18 protein-coding genes and 1 tRNA gene are annotated in these 19,618 nt (G+C 62.6%); 9 read left to right on the forward strand and 10 right to left on the reverse strand.

All coding sequences use genetic code 11. The annotated features are described in order from the left end of the window. Positions 1-374: 374 nt before the first annotated feature. Positions 375-644 carry a hypothetical protein gene (locus G8O24_RS37735; protein ID WP_188107587.1) on the forward strand — a complete coding sequence of 90 codons (270 nt, stop codon included), beginning with the start codon at positions 375-377 and terminating at the stop codon, positions 642-644. A gap of 88 nt (positions 645-732) precedes the next feature. Here the strand turns inward: G8O24_RS37735 and G8O24_RS37740 are convergent, their stop codons facing one another. The 4 genes from G8O24_RS37740 to G8O24_RS44695 all read right to left on the reverse strand — a co-directional run bounded on the left by G8O24_RS37740 (position 733) and on the right by G8O24_RS44695 (position 2,666). Further along, complete coding sequence (locus G8O24_RS37740) at positions 733-1,473, reverse strand: hypothetical protein (protein WP_188107588.1); 741 nt, start codon at positions 1,471-1,473, stop codon at positions 733-735. 526 nt (positions 1,474-1,999) lie between these two features. Further along, a complete protein-coding gene (locus G8O24_RS44685; protein ID WP_244646260.1) occupies positions 2,000-2,263 on the reverse strand; it encodes a hypothetical protein in 264 nt (87 codons plus the stop codon). A gap of 74 nt (positions 2,264-2,337) precedes the next feature. Continuing rightward, positions 2,338-2,499 carry a nucleotidyl transferase AbiEii/AbiGii toxin family protein gene (locus G8O24_RS44690; protein ID WP_244646261.1) on the reverse strand — a complete coding sequence of 54 codons (162 nt, stop codon included), beginning with the start codon at positions 2,497-2,499 and terminating at the stop codon, positions 2,338-2,340. Further along, positions 2,496-2,666, reverse strand: a complete 171-nt coding sequence (locus G8O24_RS44695; protein ID WP_244646263.1) for a hypothetical protein — start codon at positions 2,664-2,666, stop codon at positions 2,496-2,498. The genes G8O24_RS44690 and G8O24_RS44695 overlap by 4 nt, the downstream gene beginning before the upstream one ends. Before the next feature lie 196 nt (positions 2,667-2,862). Here G8O24_RS44695 and G8O24_RS37750 point away from each other — a divergent pair, with 196 nt between their 5' ends. From G8O24_RS37750 to G8O24_RS37770, 5 genes are all read left to right on the forward strand, one after another. Continuing rightward, on the forward strand, positions 2,863-3,198 hold the full coding sequence (locus G8O24_RS37750; RefSeq protein WP_188107589.1) for a His/Gly/Thr/Pro-type tRNA ligase C-terminal domain-containing protein: 336 nt from the start codon (positions 2,863-2,865) through the stop codon (positions 3,196-3,198). 8 nt (positions 3,199-3,206) lie between these two features. After that, positions 3,207-3,283 (forward strand) — tRNA-His (locus G8O24_RS37755). Positions 3,284-3,645: 362 nt separating this feature from the next. Then, entirely contained in the window at positions 3,646-3,843 is a 198-nt protein-coding gene (locus G8O24_RS37760) for a hypothetical protein (protein WP_188107590.1), read from the forward strand. A gap of 233 nt (positions 3,844-4,076) precedes the next feature. Further along, positions 4,077-6,167 carry a hypothetical protein gene (locus G8O24_RS37765; RefSeq protein WP_188107591.1) on the forward strand — a complete coding sequence of 697 codons (2,091 nt, stop codon included), beginning with the start codon at positions 4,077-4,079 and terminating at the stop codon, positions 6,165-6,167. Between the two features lie 47 nt (positions 6,168-6,214). Beyond that, entirely contained in the window at positions 6,215-6,895 is a 681-nt protein-coding gene (locus G8O24_RS37770; protein WP_188107592.1) for a hypothetical protein, read from the forward strand. Between the two features lie 132 nt (positions 6,896-7,027). Here G8O24_RS37770 and G8O24_RS37775 read toward each other — a convergent pair whose 3' ends face one another. Next, on the reverse strand, positions 7,028-8,383 hold the full coding sequence (locus G8O24_RS37775) for a type II toxin-antitoxin system HipA family toxin (RefSeq protein ID WP_188107593.1): 1,356 nt from the start codon (positions 8,381-8,383) through the stop codon (positions 7,028-7,030). Then, positions 8,380-8,661 (reverse strand): helix-turn-helix transcriptional regulator, encoded by a 282-nt coding sequence (locus G8O24_RS37780; RefSeq protein WP_188107594.1) that lies wholly within the window; start codon positions 8,659-8,661, stop codon positions 8,380-8,382. Before G8O24_RS37780 ends, G8O24_RS37775 begins: the two co-directional genes overlap by 4 nt. 607 nt (positions 8,662-9,268) lie before the next feature. Here G8O24_RS37780 and thyX point away from each other — a divergent pair. Further along, positions 9,269-10,195 carry an FAD-dependent thymidylate synthase gene (gene thyX, locus G8O24_RS37785; RefSeq protein WP_188107595.1) on the forward strand — a complete coding sequence of 309 codons (927 nt, stop codon included), beginning with the start codon at positions 9,269-9,271 and terminating at the stop codon, positions 10,193-10,195. 3 nt (positions 10,196-10,198) lie between these two features. Here the strand turns inward: thyX and G8O24_RS37790 are convergent, their stop codons facing one another. Genes G8O24_RS37790 through G8O24_RS37805 form a run of 4 tightly spaced genes read right to left on the reverse strand, consistent with a single transcriptional unit; the run spans position 10,199 to position 15,063 of the window. Continuing rightward, positions 10,199-11,362, reverse strand: coding sequence for a DNA cytosine methyltransferase (locus G8O24_RS37790; RefSeq protein ID WP_244646265.1), 1,164 nt, complete (start codon positions 11,360-11,362; stop codon positions 10,199-10,201). After that, positions 11,251-12,240 carry a hypothetical protein gene (locus tag G8O24_RS37795; protein WP_188107596.1) on the reverse strand — a complete coding sequence of 330 codons (990 nt, stop codon included), beginning with the start codon at positions 12,238-12,240 and terminating at the stop codon, positions 11,251-11,253. Before G8O24_RS37795 ends, G8O24_RS37790 begins: the two co-directional genes overlap by 112 nt. Then, complete coding sequence (locus tag G8O24_RS37800; RefSeq protein WP_188107597.1) at positions 12,240-14,036, reverse strand: ORC-CDC6 family AAA ATPase; 1,797 nt, start codon at positions 14,034-14,036, stop codon at positions 12,240-12,242. The genes G8O24_RS37795 and G8O24_RS37800 overlap by 1 nt, the downstream gene beginning before the upstream one ends. After that, positions 14,026-15,063, reverse strand: a complete 1,038-nt coding sequence (locus G8O24_RS37805) for an HD domain-containing protein (RefSeq protein ID WP_188107598.1) — start codon at positions 15,061-15,063, stop codon at positions 14,026-14,028. Before G8O24_RS37805 ends, G8O24_RS37800 begins: the two co-directional genes overlap by 11 nt. A gap of 746 nt (positions 15,064-15,809) precedes the next feature. Here G8O24_RS37805 and G8O24_RS37810 point away from each other — a divergent pair. Further along, positions 15,810-17,039 carry a DNA cytosine methyltransferase gene (locus G8O24_RS37810; RefSeq protein ID WP_188107599.1) on the forward strand — a complete coding sequence of 410 codons (1,230 nt, stop codon included), beginning with the start codon at positions 15,810-15,812 and terminating at the stop codon, positions 17,037-17,039. A gap of 164 nt (positions 17,040-17,203) precedes the next feature. After that, positions 17,204-19,612: a hypothetical protein gene (locus tag G8O24_RS37815; protein WP_188107600.1), complete on the forward strand. Its 2,409-nt coding sequence runs from the start codon at positions 17,204-17,206 to the stop codon at positions 19,610-19,612. Positions 19,613-19,618 lie beyond the last annotated feature (6 nt).

Below are 19,618 nucleotides of genomic sequence, written 5' to 3' on the forward strand. Positions count from 1 at the left end.
GTTGTCCCTCCACACGCAACTTCAACGATTTCCAACGCGTGGATCAACAGATTGCAATCCGTCGCGCCAACGCTTTGCAATCCGTCCCTCCAAATCTTTGCGAATGGGACGTAGACGTCGCTTACGGATTAACTTCCATTTCAGAATCTGCATTCGCTCCCCCTCATGCGATCTCTAGCGGACGGCTCTTTTGCGATAATCTTCGATCATGGCGCTGGACGTGCGGATAGCAAAGGGGGGCCGCGCCGCCTGGTCGCGCGTAGGCGCTTCGTCCGCCACAAGCTCTGCCGTTTCGCATCGTATCATCAGGACAGGCGCAAGGTCGGCCCGTTGCATGATATTGGTCGCGGCTTGCCTTGATGAGCAGGGCGGCAATGGCTGCGGCCGTCAGTACAGCTTCGACCTTACGCTCGGTATTGGGCTGGGGCGTTGGATTTGCGGCGCTCGATCTCGGCGGCACGGACGGCGATGGCGCCACGGAAGTTGACGACGCCGGTACTGGGCTCGGAGGAGCCGGCGTTGCGGTTGGGCTTGCGACTAACGGCCAAGGCTTCGATGCGACCGGCGCGACAGTGGCCGCCGGTGCTTGCACCGTCACATTGGACGGTCGCCCCGGTCCGGCATCCTGCCGTCCCAGCGCATAGGCTCCGAGGGCCGTCAGCCCCATAAGGAGGGCTACAGTACCTCCTCGCATAGCTGCACCGTTTTCCTAGGGCGTTATCGCCATCACTGTTAGGCTCCTGCCGGACCTTGCGCGATATCGATCACGTGTCGATCGGCGCCGACCGTGATGACGATGGTGTAGGTCTTTTGACCTCCGCCCTCGCTGGCAACGGGGGGCGCCAGATGCAACTGGCCGCCACACCATTCGCCCGGCATGAGCGTATTGTCCTTGATGACAGACTGCTCGAGGACGGCCATGTTGCGCTGCCCTGTCTCCACGGTGGCCGCGATCATGGCGTCATTCTGCGCGGCCGCATTACCTTGGGCGATCGCCGCCGCCGTCGGGCTGTAGAAGGTCCCCGTGCGGCCGCCCGCGGTCGTGTAGTGGCCATAACCGGCTTGGGAAGCGCTGTAGGCATTTCCCGCGGCGGCGAGCCCCGTGAAGATCGCGGCGGCGACCTGTCGGTTCTTCTCCTCTTGGACAAGCATCTCATATGTCACGACCTGCATGCCGTAGTCGGAGCCGGCGACATGCTGTGTCGCTTCGACTTGTGCAACGCGAAAATCGATCGGGCCCTTGCCGAGATTATTGATCGCGACGACGAAGACGGGCCGTCCGTTGGCACGGACCTGCCGCGAAGCCGGACGCACAAGGACGAGCGAGCTCTTCTGACGCGAGACCAAAGCCGGCTGCCCGTCGCGCATCAGCGCCTGTTGTTGTGGATTGGACGCCCGAAACTGAACCGTCTCGGCATTGGTTAAGCAGCCGCCCAACGCGGCGCATAGCGCCACGACCCCCCATTTACGCATGATAGACTCCTCAGACCCGCGGAGACTCAAGCGCAACCATAGGGAGAGATCAACAAAGGGAGAGAATTTACATCCCTAGACCTTAGTCGTGTGCACACGAATGAGTTCCGTGTTGGGATCCGAGCGGCATCGAGCAAGACTGCCGTCGTGCGATGAGCATTATTTTGGGAGAATGGATTTGAAGACGGTTATTGTTCTTGCGATTGCGCTGCTCACGTCGACTGGTTTTGCCGCAGCGCGAGGTGGTAGCCATTTTGGCGGCCGAGTGCCGTATGGTGGAGGCCATCATACCTCCAGCCACGGCGGGACTTACATCGGCGGCTCGGGCCCATCTCATAAAGGCGGATCCTACCGAAATCCAAGCACCGGAAACCTATACGGCACGCATAGGTAGGCGCGTCCACTGTTCGATAGGCGGCTGAGCTGAAGCCCGCAAGCTTTGGGCTCGCTGGGTGGCGGGCGTATCCCAAAAATTCGCTCAACAAGTTGCTACGTGCGTGCTCGACTGAGGTCCCCTCCTCCGACCTCAGGCATTGCTCAAGACGTGCTCGAGCTGCGCGACAAGCTTCGCCCTGTTCTCAGCAGGAAGTTTGTCCAGATTGATCTGCTTCCAGCGTACCGCCGGCAGCTCCGCCGCGCCAGGGACGCCGAGCAGGCCCCAATCCGGCTCACCGCGCTTGAACCCCTTGAGGAAATCCTTGTGAGCTTGCGGCATTTTTCCCGCGACCTCGGCGATCAGCCTCTCTCGGGTTTCGAGCAATTCGTTCAGGGTTACTTCATCTGCGGTCATGCCCTCGAAGCCGTGCGTGAATTCTTGCTGGATGTTCCTTGCGACGAGGAACCACGACCTCGGAAATCGGCCTGTTATGGCTGATGAGGTAGACGATGAACGCCTTGCGGAGATCGTCTGTGATGCCTTCGTTGGCGAGGCAGATCGCGGACATCGAAGAGGTCACGCGGATGCTGCCGGTCTAGGGCTGCGACGAGCTTGCCGGCGTATAGATCGGCGAACGAAGCGACTTTCATCTGTGCGAGCCGAACGTGTCTTCGACGCTCGGCGACACGTCGCGCAACTCTGGCTCGAAGACGCTGCCTTTGATCACCGGCGTGACCTCGATCTTGACCTGCGCATCACCTTTCTGGACGGTCAGCTTGGTGACGATCTTTTCACGAGCGTTGACGACTTCCGTCACCCGTGCGCCGCGCCATGCGCTTCATCGCCGCATCGATCGCGGTAAGAGATTCGGGACGCGGAGCCACCGGCAGATAGGTCAGGTCGATATCGACCGATATCCGAATCTCGGAAGCGTCTGTTCGGGCGGCCGGTACGACGACTTGGCTTCGAACTTCTCGACCTAGAAGTTTCCGGGCGTCGGGATCTCGATCGGCATGAGCCGTCTGGTCACCCGGCTAATCGAAGCTGGCATTCTTCCAAAGACTGGCGCCTTCAGCCGGCATTTGCTGGTGACGCGGAGCGACGATTCGTCCGAGCAATACAGGCTCGGGATCGTCGACCAGCTGAGGAGCGCCGGAGTTCCGACCGAAGCTTTCTTCGAGCGCAGCGATCTCGGCACCCAGCTCAAATATGCGGACAAGAAGGGCTTCGGTTTCGCCGTGATTTTGAAGCCAGGAAGCACGCGGACCATCGAGCTCAGGGACCTGACGCTGCGGCAACAGCATCCGGTCTCCGAAGCCGAACTGCTCGCGCGGCTCGTGGCTGCTTGAGGGTTGTGGCGGGTGTAGCTCAGTTGGTTAGAGCGCTGGACTGTGATTCCGGAGGCCGCGGATTCGAGCCCCGTCACTCGCCCCACAATATACGACGGTCCACGACCCGTGGATCGGGATGCTCGGGTGCGTCCGTCACCCGGGCATCCCTCCCCCGAAGGACGCGCCCGCCGTCGGCACCGGAGGACCCACCCCGACGACGGCAACCCTCGACGCTACCAAGATAAATCCGGGGAAAACGGCGAAAAGGCGCGGCTGCGCGAGTTAGCTTCCCGCTGCGGTTTGCGTTGCGACCGGCCTTCCTCGCACGATGACGTCGGGCACCGAACATGCAGGAGAGGTCAGCCGTGCGAACGCACAAGATAGTGCAGACGTCCCCGGATCGGGTGCGCTCCCCTTGTGCTTACCGCCAGTTTGGACCCGATCCGCGCTCATTGGGAGAGGGAGATGGTCCAGGGCTATCTCGACGACCGGAATGCCGACAATCCCGAGCCTTCCGGCAACAGGAGCCGGTCGTATAGCCACGGCTTTTGGAATGGCCGCGACGATCTCGCGCATTCTCCCCGTGCCTCCGGCTCCGCGCTTCTCCAACTCGGCGAAAAGGCGATCGACGACGATATCGCGGAGTCCCGCGCTCCGTGCTGAGGGTTCCGGCCGCGGTCTCGTCGCGGATTCGCGATCCCCACCCCGAAGGCGGTCCGCGCGAAAAGCGTCTCGTGCGCGGCGCTGCGACAGATGTTCTTCGTGACGGGAGGATGACGTTCGCCGTCGATGGATATCCAAGGCCCGTCGCGATTCTTGATGCGCGAAGATCCCGGCCTGTTCTACGCTGGGCTGAAGGCCGGCGCATCTGCACCGCCGCAGGAGGATTGCCGCTCATGGTATTGCGCAAGCTCGCGACCGCGACCTTGGCCGCCGGTCTGTATTTGGCGAACGCCGCGGCGGCGGAGACGGTCTCGCAAGACCCGGGGCGGTCGCCGGAGTCGGCGGGGATCGCCGAGAAGGCGCGCCTCGCTTCGTCCTGGAGATCTCTCGATCTCACCTCTCGGACGCTTACGGCTGGCCCCGTCCCGGCTGCGTGGGACGCGGGTTTGTTTCTCGACGTCGGGACGCTCGAAACGTCGCTCGGCCAGATCGTCGGTTTGAAACTACGACGGTCCGGCCAAGGGCTGCTTGCCGGCACGTCGGTGACCGTCGAAGGCATGCGTCTCAAGCCGGACGCCGGCTCTCTGGAGGCGGAGCTCGATCTCGCCGCGGAGAAGGCCGGTTTCTCGCTGCCCTTGAAGGTCGCGGCGAACGTCACGTTTCAGGGCGTTTCGAAGGGCAGCGACGGTACGTCCTCTCTCGTCACCCTCCGCATCGAGCCGACCGGCATATCGCCGCATTCCGACGGATCGCTGCTGGATATCGCCAAGCGCAGCTTCCTTACTGCGGTGATCCCCGACCTGCTCGTCCTGTTCGCGGACCCACACCTTTTCGAAGCCCGCATTCCGTTGCCCGACCACGTCGAGGTACCGCTCGGTCTGGAGAAGACGCAGACGATTCCGGTCAACGGCGGAAGCGGCTCGGTCACGATACAGACGAGCATGGCCAAGGGTTCGGTGGCCCAGGACATCTCGTACGGCGGAGTGGTCTTCGGGCGGAAGGGCGTATGGCTTCTCGGCCGGCTCGCCGAAGGAGCGGCATCGGATCGCGTCGCGGACGAACCTCCCGCGAGCTTGGCCGAATTGAGAAGCCGGGTGGAAGCGTTGCGGGCTTCGGTGACCGCCGAGCTCGATCGGTCGAAGACGCCGTCCGGTGCCGGCGTTCACGTCGGCAAGTCCGCGCTGTTGGCGTTGACGGACAAGATCCGGAAGCTCGATCCGTCGCTTCGCCGCGTCACGTTCAAGACGGTAGGCAAGAACGGCAATCTGGCCGGCAAGCGCCAGGACCTGGGAATCCTCGGAAATCTCGGCATTCAGGCTTCCCTCTTGGATGCAGGCGCCGGTTCGGGCGGCGTCGGGATCGAGTTCGGTCAGGCCACATGGAGCCAGAAGTCCTTGATGCTCCCCTTGGATGCGACCCTCGACGCCGAAGCCAAGATCCAGTTGAACGTCGACATGATCGCCAGCGGCGTGGTCCGCACGTCGGTCGGTCTCGTCGGGCATGGAAGCGGAAGCATGACGGCGATCGCACAGCCGGTCGTCACGGGCTCGGGAGATCGAAAGGTGGCGGCGATCGAATTTCCCGGCTCGTGCTCCGCGCTGCAGGCGGACGTGAAGACCGACGGCGTGCTGAAGGGCGACCTCGGTTGGATGAAGGTACCCTCGATCGGTGGCCGGATCTCCTCGTCGTTGGGCCCGATCCCACCGGTGCTCGTTCTTGATGGCCGGCCTCATCTCGTCCGCGTCGCCGCCAAGAACTTCGGCGATTGGTCGGTCGAGGCCCCTCATTCCGCGTTGGCAGTCGCTTTCGCGCCGGAAGCCTTCGCGGCGAGCGACGACGGTATCGATCTGGTGGTTCGCCTTCGTGTCGCTCCCGTCGTCGCCGACGGCCCCCGACCCGACGCCGACGAAGCTTTGGATCGAGCCGCGCGGACAGAAACGGAGCAGGTCTCGGCCGCCACGAAGGACGCGCTCGCCCAACTCGCGCCTGCGCCGTGTCCGGCGTCGTCCGGATTCGCCTTGCTTCTGGGCGACCTTGTGTTCGGATCGAACAACGAGATCGTGCGCCTTCTCGTACTGTTGGGGAAGCTTCCGAAGGAAGCCTGGGAGACGGTCGAGCATCTGGGTCACGAGGTTTCGATCGACAAGGTGAAGGGCTGGATCGACGATCCGCAGGGTTCGCTCAAGCGAGGCGAGTTCGGCAAGCTCGCGGACCATGTCGGACACGAGCTTTCGGTCGACAAGGGCAAGGAGTGGATCCAGCATCCGGCCGATGCGGCACGTCGGGGCGCCGTCGGACGGGTCATCAGAGGGAAACTGCCGTAACGGCCAATTCCTCAAAACCATGAATTCCGGACACTCGGAGGTCGAGCTTGAACGAAGGGCATCTTACGAAGCTGTGGAGCTGGTTCTCTGTCGCGGCGGTGCTGTTCCTGGCGGCGACGGTCGTAACGCTGCAGGGAGGCACCGAATTCGTCGGCCGTCTTTTCGGAGAGAAGGCCGGAGCGCCGGTCGAGAATCCCGCCGGCGTCGCTTATTTCGGGGTGATCATCGGTGGAGGTTTGCTGTTGCTGGCTTCGCTTCCGTTTCTGCTCCATGTCCGGCGGCACGGCAACGTCTGGCATTCCAGGATCCCGTTGGTGTGGCTTGAGGGTCTCGAGACCGCTGCATGGGAAGGGAAGCTGTACCAGTTCTGCGTGCTCCTCGTGCTCGTGGTCGCGCCGGTCGCAGGCGTCGTCAGTTGCATGACGATCGCGGAGCGCGGCGACATCTGCGAACAGGACAAGAAGCACTTCTATGGCGGCGCCGACACGACGCTGCTGTGGGCACCGGCCGCGGTTGAGGGTCAGCAGATGCGGCTCCGGAAGGCCGGATCTGGACAGGAGGACTGCACGAAGGGCGTCGAGATATTCCCCCGCTCGTGGACCCCCCTCTTCTTCTACGTGGTCCCTCTGCTGGGCCTCGCCTTGACGGCGTGGGCCGTCGTTCTCCTTTGCGTACCGCGCGGCCCGGGGTGGTATGTTCGGAAAGCGACCGTGGCGGCGACCTCCTGAAGCTCGTACTCCGGGTTTCCCGGCGCTCACTCGGGACTGCGAACGTACGGAAATATGAGGAACGTTCGGCCCGGCGTACCGCAGCGCGACGGCCGACGGCATGAATGCGCGAAACCGCTCCTACGGAAGCGCTCAGGAAAAGCCCGGCGGACGCGTGGGCTCCAGATCTTCCTCCGGCTCGTCGTCGACGTCACTCTTCAGATTCCGCAGCATGTCGCGGCAATAGCCGGCGACGCAGTCGGAGATACGCTGATAGCCCGGGGACTCCTTGAGCGCGTTCAACTCCTCGACGACGGACGGCAGTGCATCCATCACCGCCTGGGAGAGTTCGCCGACGCGGCGCCTGACCTGAGCGCCGGAGAGTTGATTCTCCTCCGCCATCCGGTCCCAGTGGCGCGCATGGATGTAGTGTCCGCGGTTCTTGCCGGCGATCTTCATGGCGAGATTGCGCGTCACATCCGGATAGATGTCGCCGTTCATCACGTCGTAGAGCGGCGCCATGGACACGCCGCCGCCAGGCAGCAGTAGCAGCGAGTAGTTCTTGGAGTGCGCGTCGACGTTTCCGCAGAGGACGTTGAAGACGAAGAAGTCCAGGAAGCGCGCTGCGTTGGCCGCACCGTTCTCCGTCTTCCGGATGACGTCGAAGCAGTCCTTCAGGGTCGGACCGCGCAGTCTCGTCGCCGGATTGGCTTCGTACTTCGTGGAAGGAATGTGCCCGGTGGCCTGGCAGAAGTCCTCCTGATGCAGCCTGCGCAGGCTGCGTCCCTCGGGAACGCGGTCGTAGCGCTTCACCAGCAGGTAGTCGAGATCCTCGGCCTTGCCGATCGTGCATTCGGCGACGTCCAGCTTCACCTTCGCCGCCAGGCGAAGACAGAAGGCTTCGTTCTCGACCGCGTTGTTGAAGTGCTTGTTGGCCGGCTTGAGGATGTGGGTCGTCGGCGCGCCGTCGAGCGCGAGGCCGATCCCTCCGTCCGGATACCGGACCACGGGAAGCTTGTCCTGCGCGCCGGCGAGCGACATGTGGATGCCCTCCTCGCCGATCAGGAGCGGTTTCTCGGGAAGGCGGCGGATGGCCGCGGCGAGCTCGGCCTCGGAGAGACGCTTGTAGCGCGGCGTCCGCTTCGGCCTCTGGTCGGCGGGCCGATAGACTTCGAGCGCGCCGGGAAGGTCCTCTCCCAACTCTTCAAGAAGCGCGAAGACGTTGGCCTCCGGAATCTTGAGGATCGTGCCGACCGTCTTCAGCGTGCGGCCTTCGGGCAGCAGGTTCAGGAACCATCGGTACACGACGTCCGGTTCGTGGACGCGCTTGGCGAGCGGCATGCGGGTCGACACGGCGAACGCCTTCGGATCCTTCGTCCACGCTTCGCCGTAGACGAACTCGATGTCCTGGATCTCCTCCGAGCGCCGGCGCAGCAGGCCGACGAGCAGAGTGCCGTACCGGACTTCGAGGGTCTCGCCGGCCTCGCCGGGCTTCGGGTTGCTGGTCATGGCGTGGGAGAGAAGTTGTCGGGGTCGAACGGTTCGGCTTCCTCGTCCGTCGGCCGCGCCGTCGGCACCGGGCTCATCTCCGGATTCAGCCGGATGCCGAGCGCCTGCAGCAGGCGCAGAACCAGACCGACCTGGCTGGTCTCCTTACCGTTCTCGATGTCGACGATGAAGCGGACACCGACGTTGGCCGTCAGGGCGACGTCCTGCTGCCGGAGCCCCAAGGAGGTACGCCGGGCCCGGATCAGTTCGCCGAGTTCTGTCGTGGTTGCGATCGTCATAACAATTTCCCGAGCGGGAATATATGCCCTGAAATGCCGAATGACAAGCCAGATTTTCCCGAGCGGTAAATTTTAGCTGCTCGAATGAGTTCCGACGCCAAGAATTTCCCGAGCGGGAATTTTGTGGTGTCTTGGAAGGCTGTTCTACAGCCGAATTTACCGATCGGTAAATCCGATTAACTTTGTGGCCCTAGGATGTTGCGGCGTCAACCGGCCATCGTAGATATCGCTCAGAATCTCGTCAGCCGGAGCAGGCGTCCGGCAAGACCCGGTCGACCGCCGGCGGCGCCCGCGTCGTCAGGAGTGCCCACCAGTATTCCGGCGGCAGGGACCCATTGTCCGGAGCTAGTCCATGCACTGGCGGCACGTTCCTGCCGACGGCAGCAGCTACGGGTCCATCTGCTTCCTGGTCGACGAATGCACCACCTGATGGGTCAGTCGGTCATGCTACATACAACATACTTGTCCAGTTCGATCTCGTGGCCTCGCTCGTTTCGACGTTGCGCGTCCGATCGGCTTGGGAGGCAGCCATAGGCCCGGCGGTGCAGCGCTGATATCTTTCGCGAAGCGATCGGAAGCGGGTTTCAATGGGTTTGGAAGGCGACGAATGGAAATATCTGACGACGATAGGGCCGAGATCGAGAAGTCCCGGCGGGAAGCGTCTCCCACGCGACGACCTACCGTCCCTGCCCTCGAGGAGTTGCTTTTTGAGCCCATGCCCGCGCTCGATCACGGGTTCGTACGGGTCGTCGACTACATGGGCGACGATTCATCGATCGTCCAGGCCGCCCGCGTTTCGTATGGACGAGGAACGCGCAAGGTTTCCGAGGACAGTGCGCTGATCCGATACCTGCTGCGCCACCGGCATACGACTCCGTTCGAGATGGCGGAGATCAAGCTGCACGTGAAGCTCCCGATCTTCGTTGCGCGCCAGTGGATCCGGCACAGGACCGCGAGCGTCAACGAGTATTCGGCCCGTTATTCGATCCTCGACAAGGAGTTCTACGTTCCGGCGAAGGAGCATCTCGCCGCCCAATCCTCGTCGAACCGGCAGGGACGCGGCGAGACGCTTGACGACGAAAGGGCCGCCGAGGTGCTGGAAATTCTCCGCACCGACGCGGAGACCGTCTATCGGCATTACCTGCAGATGCTGGGCGCAGGCGACGATGCCGGACAGGACGTCGGGCCGGGTCTCGCGCGCGAACTCGCGCGCATGAACCTGTCCCTGAACTTCTATACGCAGTGGTACTGGAAGGTCGATCTGCACAATTTCATGAACTTCCTGCGTCTTCGGGCGGACGCGCACGCGCAGTACGAGATCCGCGTCTATGCCGAACGGATGCTCGACGTGATGAAGAAGTGGGTGCCTCTGTCGCACGCCGCCTTCGAGGAATACGACCTAAAGTCGGCGCATCTGTCGGCGACCGCCATCCAGGTAGTCCGAAGGATGCTCGCGGGAGAGCGGATTGATCAGCCGGCGAGCGGCCTGCCCAAGCGCGAATGGGACGATCTCATGAGGGTACTGGGCCGCTGACGCTCAGGCGCGAGTGATCTGCGAGAACACGGCCTTTGCCAGCAGCGGAGGAACCGCGTTGCCTACCTGCTGCTGCTGGAGTCCGATCGTACCCACGAATTCGTACCAGTCCGGGAACGACTGGAGTCGCGCGGCCTCCCGCACCGACAAGCCTCGATCCTGCGTCGGATGGATCAGCATGTTCTTGCGAAAGTTTCCGATCACCACCGAGGGCTCGTCGCCGTTCAGCCGATGGTAGATGCCGGTATGGCATCGCGTTGGGTCGGCATAATTCTTCATCATGCGGTTGGGAATATCCGACCAGTTCCCCCCTTGCGGAATGTACTTGTACCGGGAAACGACGAACTTCGAGTTGTCGCTCACCAGATTGTTGGAACACCGCTCGCGCTTGCCCCTCATCTTCTTGGCATACTGGCTCTTGGCCGGACGCCCATAGGCAAGCGTGCATTCGTCGGCGCCGTTCGCGAGCGTCGGAAGATCTTCGATCGCTTCGTTGACTGAAGTGAGCTTGATCCGTCGGGGCGTCGGAAGATCCGGCGTCGAGTTGCGCGAGCCGACGATGAAGAAGCGCTTGCGATGCTGAGGCACGCCGAAGTCGGCGGCATCGAGCACTCCCGAAGCCAGTTTGAAGCCGAGAGCCCGCAGCTTCTTTTCGATCTCCAGAACGTAGGGACGACTCCCCTTTTCGAGGATGCCGGGCACGTTCTCGAACACGACCCAGTCCGGCGCCTCCGCCTGCACGAATTTCAGGAACTCCCGGAAGAGAAAGTTGCGGGCGTTCTCTGGGCCGCGGTTGCGCTGGTTCGACGTCGAAAAGGCCTGGCACGGAGGCCCACCGAAGATAACGAGCTCTTCGTTGCGGGTCCGGTAGTTGCCGATGCCGCCGATGTGCTGGAGGTCGCCCTGGATCGCCAGGCAATCGGGATGATTCTTCGCGATGGTGCGCGCGGCGGCGTGATGCATCTCGATCGCCAGCTTGACGTCGACGCCTGCCCACCGCGCCCCTAACGACATGCCGCCTGCGCCCGAAAAAAGATCCAGCCCCAGCATCTCCGTCAGTCCGTCTTGCTGACGTCGAAGCGAGGAATTTCGAGCTGGGTGGTATAGCAGAAGTCGCAGGGACTCGAATACGCCGGAGTATTGTAGGTTATCGCGGGCGCGTAGCAAAGCTGAATGTCCCGCCTCTTCATGGCTAGGAGGGCCGTGCCGATCGTCGACAGCTTGGTGTTCATCGGAGCGATGATCGTGTTTCGGCCCGGGTAGAGGTCCACTTGGCGAGAAAGGACTTCCTCCGTCTCCGAAGGGTCGACACTCGAAAATTCGAACTTGAGAAAGTCCGGATAGAGAACCGATAGTGCGCGAAGGCTTTCGGTATTGCGGGGCAGATGCGTCTTTCCTGCATCCGTGGCGTCCCGCCCGCTTCCAAGCGACACGATGTCGGGCTCGCACGCGTCGATGAGCATCCGAGCTCTTTCGACTTCGAATCCGACCAGCACGATCAGGTGGAGATTCCGCGCCGGCACCATCCTGCCGGGGAAACCCAAGACGGAGCGTATCTCCTTGAGTCCGCGGCTGAGCCACTTTTCGGCGGCCTCGGACCCCAATGCATAGTCCGAAGCCGGCGTGTAGACGATATGGACGGCGTCGCTTGCGCGGAGACACGACGCCAGCAGACGCAGCAGAATCAACAGTCCTTCGTGCGTGAAAGTCGTCGTATCGATGACTACGGTCTTGGGGTCCCCGCCGATCAGGCCGGAAAGTGCTTCCTGAAGGCGATCCAGCCCGAGCATCGGATCGCTCTGCCTCAGTGCGACAGTTCGCGACTTCGGACCGAAGTGATCCGTGATGGCGGCGCGGTTTTCTCGAACGGAGTCCTCGAAGTCGTCGTTGAAGCAGACGAGCGGGACGCTCACCCGATCTGGCGGAACGTTCAGGGCCGCACACGTAGATCGTCGCTCATAGCTCGCGCAGCACACGAAGAAATCGATCTTCGCCGGCAACTTGCCGGAAAGGCCGGTCAGAAGCACTTTCGTCGGAACGGACATCATGCCTCCCCGAACAGATTGCCTTGAGGAGGATCCACCAGGTCGGCCGAAGACCCCGCTCGGAGCGAGTTCGTGAAGCGCTTGGGCTCCAGAACCATCATGCGCGCGGTATCGTTCGTGATGAACTTGTAGCCGGCGAAGGAGGAAGGATCGAGATTGAACACGGGCGCTATCCTGCGGCTCAGGATGTAGAGGTCGGTTCGGCCGCCTCCCTCCTTTTTTCCGATCGAGCTCTTGTGGAAGTAGTTGTATTCGGCACCGAGATTGAAGACCGCGCGGACCTCGTCATCTGGGCCGTTGCTGAAGGCGACGGAAAAGATCCGTCGCTCCGCGTCGTCGGAGACCAGTATCGACTGGAAAAGGCTGCCTAGACTATCGATGAGGTTGCGAAGCTTCCAGGCCTTGTCGCGGTGATCCGGTCCCCGGGTCTCGTCCTGCGTGATGCGCTCGAACTCCGAGGTCAGGAATCTGTTGGCTTCGCTACGGACGATCTTGTTCTGGATGTGAGGGGCGATCGACAAGACGGGTTTGCTGTCGTTCGCCGCGGACTGCTCGCCCCACATCAACGCTGCCGGCTCCAGAAAATACCGCACGACGCCGGACGAGACGTGGACGAGCTGACTGAAGCCCGCATAGCTGTACGTGGACGACGCCTTCCGGGCGCCGCCGAGCCCGCGAATGAAATTCGGGCGGGCATATCGGTAGGCGTCGTCGCGCGCCCTGTGCCCGCGTCCTTCAGTCGGGAAAGCCTCGACTATCTTGGCGGCCAGTTCCTCGATCTCACGCTCCTGCTCCTTGTCGGGAGGAAAGAATTCTTCCGGTGTCGCGGCGATGTTGGCCTTCTGTAGCCGTCTCAGGACGATGTCGTGGACGCGCTTTCCGTATCGGTCCCGATCGGAAGTGTACACGTTCGAGATTTCGACCTCCGCGAAATCATGCGGCATCTCGATCTGCTGGCCCGAGACCGTCCGGTAGGTCTTGTACCGCAGCTGCGTCGAGACCTTCAGGCTCAACTCCGCGACGCCTCGGCTCGATATCCACGTATTGAGGATGCGGGTCTGCTCCTCGCTCAGATTGTCCGCGTCGTCGATCAGCAGAAAGACCGGAACCTTGGGCATGAAGGGAAGCGAGCGCAACGCGAGCGTAAAAGGCTTTAGAAAATCGAGAAAGCCGAGCAACGCGCCTTCGTACGTGTAATTTCTGCCCAGAGAAAGGCGCTGGATGAATTGCGAGATCTCGGCATGGACCTCTTCCATGACCTCGGTGGCCATCTGACGTACCTGGTCGAACGACGCTTCGGCTGCGATCGCCGGAATTTCGGCGCTCCAGCCGCCTCGCTGGAGGAGTTTCTTGAGGCCTCCATCCACGAAGGCGGCCAAGTCTTTGGCGGCCGTCGCGCTCGCGTGCACGGAGATCCTCTGCAGCGAAGCGAGCATTTTGATCGCAAAGCTGACGACCATCAGATGCTCGTTCAGCGCCAGACTGCCGTGGCGTTCCTTCTCGAGCCTGAGAAGTTCGGTCAGCCGCAGATCCGTCTCCTTGATCGGTATGTAGAAGGAGAAGAATTCGAGTTGGTGCAGCGCACACTTCTTGGCGATGACCTGGCAGTCCGGCTCCAGGTAACGGAAAATCATGCTCTTGCCGGAGCCGCGTGCACCGTGCAGGAAGGTATGGCCCGTCCGAAGCACCTGATGAAAGTCCGCGAAGTCCTCGACGAACAGCGAGATCACGTCTTCCGCGGCGATGTGCTCCGGTGACTGAACTGCGAAGGGATTCTTGGTCAGGTCACTGGACATGCGTCTGCTCCAGTTCGCTCTTCAACGCGAGCCCGTTCAGGCGACCGACGTTTTTCCAGTGCGTAAGGTCCTCACATACCTCGTAGATGTCCTGTCCGCTCGAGTCGGGATACCCGGTCTCGGCCAACTTGTAGGCGATGGTCTCCTCGACCTTAAAGCCGGCGTCGTTCGTGACAGCGATGTTCACGGAAACGGCCGTGAGATCTACGACCGAGCGCATGAAGCGCGAACAGTACATGCGTTCGCAGTGACACTTCATCGTTCGTTTGAATATCTCGTCGAGCAGGTACACGCCTGATGTCGCACCCGGCGAACCCTTCGCGAAGGTCCGGACGGCCTTGCTGACCGGCATCTCGAACTGGAACCGGACTTCCCGCGAGGGTCCGTCGATCGAAACGTTCTGCAGGGCGAGCGCGTACTCGTGGAAGATCTCGCTGCCGCCGAGTAGACCGAGGTGGGCGGTGTATCGCGCCGCGCGTTCCGAATCCTCCGCCAGTTCGTCTGCGAATTTGAGGATCGCGGCCAACAGTTGAGGCCTTACTGTGGTCTGCGCGATGTCGTATGTGCGCTGCATGTCGCTGAGCTTGTCTTTCCGCTCGCCGCCGTGGGCCTTGGCGATGTCGTAGATCAGGCGCTGCTCGATGGTGTCTGGTGGAAGCGTCGCCCGGTTCCGCTCCATGATCTGCCACGACTTCTCTTCGTGCCTGTCTCGACCGAAGATGTTGCCGACATCGTGGAATTGCGCTGCGCAAAGCAAGATGTACGCTTCGTAGGCCGTTATGAAGCCATCGCCAGCGGACAGCAGGTCGGAGATGCGCGATATCAGCTTGCGGATGTGGTCCGGACCGTGGTCGGTCAGGTATCCGCCGTCCATCCGGTTAGCCGTCGTCGTGACTTCCCGATGCAACGGTTCGAGGTTGGACGCCAAGGCAGCGTAGTTCGCTTGATAGGCGAAACTCCGCTTCGGCAGATTTCCGACGGGCTGCGAAAGCAGCCAATCGGCCAATGTTTTACCGTCCAAATCCATCAAACGACCCCGCGCCGTTCATAGGATACCCGAGCGGGAAATGCCACGCCGCCGCAATCTTTTGTGGGAGCATGGTATTCCCGGGTTTTCGCGTTGTGACGCCGTGGCGCGCTCAAGGCCGGTAACCCACCGCCCGCAAAGTCGGCAAACTCGGGGAGTCTGACTCAGCCGCAGCAGGCGTCCGGATGCCGGGGTCGGGACTGCCGCCGTCGGCGCAGGCGCCCTGCAGGAGCGAAAGGTGCGCCCCTTGCCGACGGCAGCGGCAATCCGGTCCATTTGCTTCCTGGTCGGCATGTGCCAGCTGGCGGGCGATCGGTCATGCCGAACTAGAACATATTGCGAACATTAGTGTCGATCCCCTTTGCCGGGATAGTGGAAATGGGATGTTCGGGCGCGACTAAAGTAAAAACGATTGCGCTTGCGGGACGATTCAACCCATGCGACGATTCTGCTGCTTTCGCGGGCACTCGGAGTTCCTAGAAAGCAGCGAGATCGATTTGGCTGGGTCATTTTCGCCGACTTCTACATTGCCGACGAACGTCATGCGCGGAGCGCTGAGCATCAGGGAGGACATCACACCCCTGCGGTTCTAACGGCGAATTAGGAGGGAAGGAAGCCAGCCTTAGGCTGAGGTAGGGGCATGGGCATTTTGGAAGCGACCGGCAGACCAGAGCGGATTGTAGCCGCCTGGCGTCTTGCTGCGTCCGGACTCATGATGGCCGCCGTGGGCTGGAGGGCCATCTAAGGTGCCGAGCTATCTTGAGTTCTTCGCAGGCGGTGGAATGGTGCGCGCCGGACTTGGGGGCCGGTGGAAATGCCAGTTCGCGAACGACTTCGATCCTTTGAAGGTCCAAGTCTACTCGGACAATTGGGGCGAAAAGGAAATCCTGGAGGACGATATCCATAAGGTCGAAGCCGCCGACCTCGGGCGGCGCGCCGACCTGGCGTGGGCTTCTTTTCCTTGTCAGGACCTCTCGACTGCTGGCAACGGACTGGGGCTCGGCCAAGCGAACGGCCGCGATCGAACGCGATCCGGAACGTTCTGGGCGTTCATCGACCTCATGAAAAAATTGAAGGCGAACGGCCGCCTGCCCCGCATCGTCGTGCTGGAGAACGTCGTCGGGCTCCTGACCATCAACGGCGGCGAGGAATTCAAGGCAGTCATCGCCGCGCTCGACCGGTTGGGAATGCGCGCCGGCGCCGCCGTCGTGGACGCTCGACACTTCGTTCCGCAGTCACGACAGAGGGTCTTCATCGTCGCCGTTTCAAAGACCGCGAAGGTTGCTGACGCGCTCGTTCGCGACGAACCGCACCCGATCTGGCACCCGGATCCTTTGGTGAAGGCCGTCGGCAAGCTCTCGGGCCATTGCCGCGAGCAGTGGATGTGGCTCAATCTCGGCGCGCCGCCCGAACTGAAGAAGACCCTGAACAAGATCGTCAAGAACAAGCCCGTCGGCGTCGAATGGCATGCGCCGGCGGAGACGAAGCGCCTCCTGGCGATGATGTCGGACGCGCACAAGAAGAAACTGGCTGAGGCTAGGAACTCCGGCAAGCGCATGGTCGGAACGCTCTCGCTGCGGATGCGGCCCTCGCGCGGCAAGACCGTTCAGCGGACCGAGATCTGCTTCCGAGGTCTGGCCGGTTGCCTCCGGACGCCCAAAGGCGGCGGATCGCGGCCCCGCGTCATCGTCGTCAGGGGCGGCAACGTGCGGACGCGCCTCCTTGCGCCCTTGGAGGCGGCTTCGCTGATGGGATTGAAGGCCAGCTATCGACTGCCTGAAGTCTACGAGTACGCGTTCAGGGTCATCGGCGACGGCGTGGCGGTGCCTGTCGTCTCGTTCCTGCGCGGAAAGCTCCTGACGCCGCTGCTGCGTTCGATCAAGAAGTCTGGCGGGGCCGAGGCGTCCAGGCCCAAGCAGACTGCGCGAGGGGCCGACCAAAGAAGCCGTCGCGGCCAGCTGGAGCTTCGCATCTGAAAATGACGGTGGCCCTCCCATACACGTATCTGGAATGGGAGATCGCTCTAACGCGCCACTTCTTGTCTATCGGCCAGGGAGACGCTTCTCCGCTTCGATCTTTCGAAGTCACGGACTACACCCTGACGGAGGCGGTCGGCCAAAAATACACGGATCGGGAACGGGTGATCGAGGCCTTCCGCTCGACTTTGGCGGACAAGCAGGATGCGCTCGTAAAGGCGCTGCAGCGTGGAGAATATCGCAGATATTCGGGCGACGAGATTCCGGGCTGCTTCGCATATTTGGCGCTTACGATGCTGGTCGAGGGAATGATCGATCCCGACGCGAGCGGCCACGCGTTCCGGCCCAAGCTGGCCTCATTTCTCAAATTGGACCGCACCTTCCCGCACCTTCCCGGCATCAACCGCATGTGGCTGGACCTCGACGCCTGGCTCAAGGACAGGGCGGCGAGAGGATCGCCTTTCCGCGTGCTCGACCTGCCGCCCGAGGATGAATGGCGAACGCAGATCGGATACTCGGTGCACATGTCTTTTCCTTCCAGGAAAGACAAGCAGGTGGTCCAGAACTTCCTTTCCGAAAACCGCGACGCGCTGTCCAGTCCGCTCGACTTCCTGGACCGGTTCAGGCGCGTCGCGGACGGCTCCAAGTCGTCCGCATATCTGAAGTCGGCTTACAGCGATTTCGCGCGCAGCTATCTCGCCGGGCATCGCGTGCTGTCCGATCATCGCTTCTGGCGTCTGGTTCAGGCAATCAGCTTGGGCAGGAAGACGTCGTCGACGTTCGAGCTCTTGCTCGAGATGGTCCACGACGAGGACAATCTCTGGTCGTTCTTAGTCTCCGACCTGACGACCGGCCGCGGGCTCGGGTCTCACGCAACGCTCGCCAAGGCCCTTGTCGCATGCGCCGCCGTGGAGGGACACGATCTGACGCATGCCATCGATCTCGGCGTGGTCTTCTTCCATCAGACTGGGCATGCCCGCTGGGAAGCGATGCCGTCTCTCGCCGACGGCCCCAGCAAGGTCATCGTAGGCCTGTCGCCGCGGGTCGCTGGCAAGATCGGCGCGAAGCTGGGGGCGCTGGAGCAGAGCGGCGATTGGGCCCTCACACGCATCGTGCCGTCCGGCAAGGCGCACGACGTCATCAGCGCCATGATCAAGCTTCCGTCGGCGGGAGAGCAGATCAGGAGCGTGCGGGTGTTCGGCGGAGTGCGCAGCGCCGGCGAGTGGCTTGGCAGGCCTCGTGTTCTGCCGAACGTTGCTGCCGATGCATGTGGTCTGTCGATCGCGCCTCGCGGCGGCGCGGCTAACCTCTCGGTCTCATGCGAGGAGAAGTCTCCCGGGACCTATGCGATCAGGAGCGAACGCGCCCTCCAGGGGGCGTACGTGGTGCAATCGGCCGCCGACGCGACCGGCGCATCTCCGTCTTGGTCGCGCAGCCTCACTTTCGTTCGCGACGCGCACGTTCACCGTTCGATAGGCGAGGCAAAGGGCGCATCAGTCCCGGAATGGAGCGATGTCGTCGCCATGCAGGATAAGGTCGCCTCACCGCCTCGGGGATGGAGCGACATCGACCCCCCGCTCGATGATCTCATCGAGGCCGTATACGCGGGTGGAGGATCGTCCGGCTGGTCGGAGGCCGAGCTCGTGCCGATGCTCTCCGACATCCTCTCCGGCGAAGCCAGCCCGTGGGACGTCCTGCGGAGCCTTCAGGAGGCGGCCACGATCGAGCCGATCCTGAGGCCGGGATGGAAGGGGCGCACTTGGATGCTGCGCCGGCCGACCATCGCGCCGCTGGGACCGCCCGCGGCCGGACTTGTCGTCGTCGATGGTTGCGTCGGCGCGCGTCTGGCTGAGGACTTTAGGGATGCCGTCGCAGCGATGGGCGGCCAGCCGTTCCGATCAGGCGGGGTGGCGCGTTGGTCTCCGCCGCTCCTCGGCGCGGCTTCCGTGCAGCCCGACGAGCTTGCCGCGCGCCTTCGTTGGATGGTGGACTCGCCGAAGGTGGCAGGTAAAGCGCCGGCGTCGTTCGTCCGGACGCCGATCAGCCACGAGTTCTATGCTCCAGCGTCCTTCTGGTCATGGAAGCGCGGCCATTTCGTCACGGCCCGCGACGACGACCGCGAGCCGGTGCGCCTGGTCCGCTGGAAAAGCGTCGCCGACCGTGATCACGATGTCTACGTGGTCTCCGCCCGAGGAGGGGAAGCCAGGTTCCTCTCCAGGCAGGCGGCGATTGCGTATGCTCACGTCACTCGCCGCGCCGCGATGTTCAGCTTCGAGGCAGGGACACTTGTCCGGTCCGCCAGCGAGGGCGCGCTTCCAGGGCCGATCTCCTCCTGGCTACGCTACCGGAATCTCGCGAATGCAGGCTCGTCCGGCAAGCGGCATTATGCGTATCCCGCAGCGGCGACGGACCTCCCAAGACTCCAGAGCCTGCTTCCGAACATCGTCCAAGCCGATGCGGCCGGGTCAGCGCACGATGCGGCGCTCGCCGTGCGTAGGTCGCGCGACGGGGCGCGCCTGCTTTGGATCAGAGACAGCGTAAAGGCGGCGCGCGTGTTGCCGCCGGTTGGGTAGGTGCCA

The sequence above is a fragment of the Bradyrhizobium campsiandrae genome, assembly GCF_014529705.1.
Lineage (GTDB): Bacteria > Pseudomonadota > Alphaproteobacteria > Rhizobiales > Xanthobacteraceae > Bradyrhizobium > Bradyrhizobium campsiandrae.

Coding starts and splice junctions, on each gene's coding strand:
- G8O24_RS37805 (WP_188107598.1), bottom strand. CDS start 15,063: ATGGATTTGGACGGTAAAACATTGGCCGATTGGCTGCTTTCGCAGCCC.
- G8O24_RS37750 (WP_188107589.1), top strand. CDS start 2,863: ATGAGCCGTCTGGTCACCCGGCTAATCGAAGCTGGCATTCTTCCAAAG.
- G8O24_RS37780 (WP_188107594.1), bottom strand. CDS start 8,661: ATGACGATCGCAACCACGACAGAACTCGGCGAACTGATCCGGGCCCGG.
- G8O24_RS37740 (WP_188107588.1), bottom strand. CDS start 1,473: ATGCGTAAATGGGGGGTCGTGGCGCTATGCGCCGCGTTGGGCGGCTGC.
- G8O24_RS44685 (WP_244646260.1), bottom strand. CDS start 2,263: ATGACCGCAGATGAAGTAACCCTGAACGAATTGCTCGAAACCCGAGAG.
- thyX (WP_188107595.1), top strand. CDS start 9,269: ATGGAAATATCTGACGACGATAGGGCCGAGATCGAGAAGTCCCGGCGG.
- G8O24_RS37795 (WP_188107596.1), bottom strand. CDS start 12,240: ATGTCCGTTCCGACGAAAGTGCTTCTGACCGGCCTTTCCGGCAAGTTG.
- G8O24_RS44690 (WP_244646261.1), bottom strand. CDS start 2,499: ATGAAAGTCGCTTCGTTCGCCGATCTATACGCCGGCAAGCTCGTCGCA.
- G8O24_RS37775 (WP_188107593.1), bottom strand. CDS start 8,383: ATGACCAGCAACCCGAAGCCCGGCGAGGCCGGCGAGACCCTCGAAGTC.
- G8O24_RS37765 (WP_188107591.1), top strand. CDS start 4,077: ATGGTATTGCGCAAGCTCGCGACCGCGACCTTGGCCGCCGGTCTGTAT.
- G8O24_RS37800 (WP_188107597.1), bottom strand. CDS start 14,036: ATGTCCAGTGACCTGACCAAGAATCCCTTCGCAGTTCAGTCACCGGAG.
- G8O24_RS37735 (WP_188107587.1), top strand. CDS start 375: ATGGCTGCGGCCGTCAGTACAGCTTCGACCTTACGCTCGGTATTGGGC.
- G8O24_RS37760 (WP_188107590.1), top strand. CDS start 3,646: ATGGTCCAGGGCTATCTCGACGACCGGAATGCCGACAATCCCGAGCCT.